The following is a 2,609-nucleotide window of genomic DNA, read 5'->3' as shown; positions in this document are numbered from 1 at the left end:
GGGGCAAGCCTTTTTGGTTCCTTTTTGCGGGGGTGGCCTTCCACCGTTTGACAAAAGGGACTCGCCCGAGGGGGCGAAACCAGAGACATCAACGCACTCGGAGCGGCGCGCTACACCCAAACAAGAAGTCTCTGGGTTCCCGCGTTCGCGGGAATGACGGGTTGGAAGGATGGTGCCTGACTTCCAGGCCACTCCGAACAGCCCCCTCTCCCTTCAGGGAGAGGGCTGGGGAGAGGGCGCTCTCAAACCAAACACCCAAGCCCCCGGCAAACCCCATTCACAAACAGCACTCCCCCCCATCCCCCACCCGCCGCAGCAACTCCACCAACGTCCGCGCACACCCCGGCAGCGCCTCGCGCTCCCGCACCAACACACTACGCTCACGCACCACCCAGGGTTCATCCAGCTGCAGGATGCTCAACCCCATGCTGCGCTGGTGTCGGCGCGCGGCGGTTTCCGGGAGCACGCCGATGCCCACCCCGGCCTCGATCATCCGGCAGGCCGCCTCGAAGCTGGCCACCTGGATGCGCAGGTTGAGGGTGCCGCCCAGGCGCTCCACCTGTTCGCGCAGGAAGCTCTGCAGGGTGCTGCCCTCGTGCAGGCCGACGTGGAAATAGCCGAGGGTGTCGGCCAGGGTAGGGCGGCCCAGGCGTTCCAGGGCATGGCCCGGCGGCACCACCAGCACCAGGTGGTCGGTGCTGAAATGGAGGATCTCCAGGCCCTCGGCGCGCACCGGGCCGGCGACGATGCCCAGGTCCGCCGAGCCGTCGAGGATGGCGCGGACGATGTCGCGGTTCAGGCGCTCCTGTAGGTCCACGGTAACGGCGGGGCGCTCGGCGAGGAAGCCGGCGAGCACTTCCGGGAGGAACTCGGTGACCGCCGTGGTGTTGGCGAAGATGCGGATGTGCCCGGCCTGGTCGCCGCCCTGTTCGCCGAAGTCGTCCTTGAGCCGCTCCACCTGGCGCAGGATCAGGCGCGCGTGCTGCAGCAGGCGCTGGCCACTGGGGGTCAGCTCCACGCCACGGTTGTCGCGGTACAGCAGGCGGCTGTCGAGCTGGCTTTCCAGGGCCTTGATGCGGGCGCTGGCGGCGGCCGCCGAGAGGTGCGCGCGGCGGGCGCCCTGGGTCAGGCTGGGGGATTCGGCGATGTGCACGAAGAGGCGCAGGTCGGCCAGGTCGAAATGCATGATGAGGGCGTCCGGGTGGCGTTCGGTTTCGGTTAACGCCGGATTATGAAAATGCGGATTCTCGGAACGCAAGCCCCTCGGCATCCTGTTCGGAAACTTCCACGGAAGAGAAACCATGAGTGAAATGTCCTACGCAGCCTGGATAGGCCGCACCCAGGAAAGCCAGGAAGAACTGAGCACGCTGCTGGTCAGCCGCCTGGCCGCCACCCTCGGCGAGCCGGCCCCCGCCGCCGGCGACGCGCTGCCGCCGCTGTGGCATTGGGCGTTCTTCCAGGACGCCGTGCCCGAGGCCACCCCGCGCGCGGCGGCTTCCTGCCGCCGGCGGATGGGCGCAACCGCATGTGGGCCGGCGGCCGCCTGGAGTTTCACGAGCCGCTGCGTGTCGGCCACGAAGCCAGCCGGGTGACCACCATCCTCAAGGTCGAGGAAAAGCACGGGCGCACCGGCGCGCTGCTGTTCGTCACCCTGCGCCACGACTACCTCCAGGACGGCCGCCTGGCCCTGCGCGAAGAGCAGGACATCGTCTACCGCGAACCCAGCCCGCCCAAGCTCGGCGGCACCGAGGTGCTGCCCGAAGGCGCCTGGCGCGAGGCGGTCGAGCCCAGCCCGGTGCTGCTGTTCCGCTATTCCGCAGTGACCTTCAATGGCCACCGCATCCATTACGACTGGCCCTACGTCACCGGCGCCGAAGGCTACCCCGGCCTGGTGGTGCACGGCCCGCTGATCGCCACCCTGAACCTGCGCGCCTTCTGCCGCGCCAACCCCCAGGCGCGCCTGCGCCGCTTCGCCTACCGCGGCCTGCGCCCGCTGATCAGCCCCGAGCCGTTCGAGCTGGGTGGCCGCCCCAGCGGCCCCGGCAAGGCCGAGGTCTGGGCCGGCAACGCGGCCGGCATCGCCCAGCGCGGCGAAGTGGAATTCGACTGAACCCCCATCGAGGAACCCCCATGAGCAGCACCCCGGAAGAACTGCAGGCCATCCGCGAAGGCGTGCGCGCCCTGTGCGCGGAATTCCCCAGCGCCTACTGGCGCGAGATCGACGAGCGCAAGGGCTTCCCCGAAGCCTTCGTCAAGGCCATGACCGAGGCCGGCTGGCTGTCGGCGATGATCCCGGAAGAGTACGGCGGCTCCGGCCTGGGCCTGGCCGAGGCCTCGGTGATCCTCGAGGAAGTGAACCACTGCGGCGGCAACTCCGGGACCATCCACGGGCAGATGTACAACATGTTCACCCTGCTGCGGAACGGCAGCGAGGAGCAGAAGCGTTATTACCTGCCGAAGCTGGCCAGCGGCGAGCTGCGCCTGCAATCCATGGGCGTCACCGAGCCGACCACCGGCACCGACACCACCAAGATCAAGACCACCGCCGTGCGCCAGGGCGACAAGTACGTGGTCAACGGCCAGAAGGTGTGGATCTCCCGCGTGCAGCA

At 68.8% G+C, this 2,609-nt stretch carries 2 protein-coding genes and 1 pseudogene; 2 read left to right on the top strand and 1 reads right to left on the bottom strand.

The window, feature by feature from the left end; translation table 11 throughout:
* Positions 1 to 277: 277 nt before the first annotated feature.
* Positions 278 to 1,186 (bottom strand): LysR family transcriptional regulator, encoded by a 909-nt coding sequence (locus tag BM060_RS08355; protein ID WP_074979121.1) that lies wholly within the window; start codon positions 1,184 to 1,186, stop codon positions 278 to 280.
* 115 nt (positions 1,187 to 1,301) lie between these two features.
* On the opposite strand from BM060_RS08355, the pseudogene BM060_RS08350 reads away from it, so the two are divergent.
* Both BM060_RS08350 and BM060_RS08345 read left to right on the top strand, forming a co-directional pair.
* Positions 1,302 to 2,110: pseudogene (locus BM060_RS08350) on the top strand (HTD2 family dehydratase).
* A gap of 20 nt (positions 2,111 to 2,130) precedes the next feature.
* The coding region (locus tag BM060_RS08345; protein WP_177224367.1) for an acyl-CoA dehydrogenase family protein at positions 2,131 to 2,609 on the top strand (479 nt) is incomplete at its 3' end.

This window comes from Pseudomonas citronellolis (genome assembly GCF_900112375.1).
GTDB lineage: Bacteria > Pseudomonadota > Gammaproteobacteria > Pseudomonadales > Pseudomonadaceae > Pseudomonas > Pseudomonas citronellolis.
This window is presented reverse-complemented; position numbering and strand designations above follow the sequence as displayed.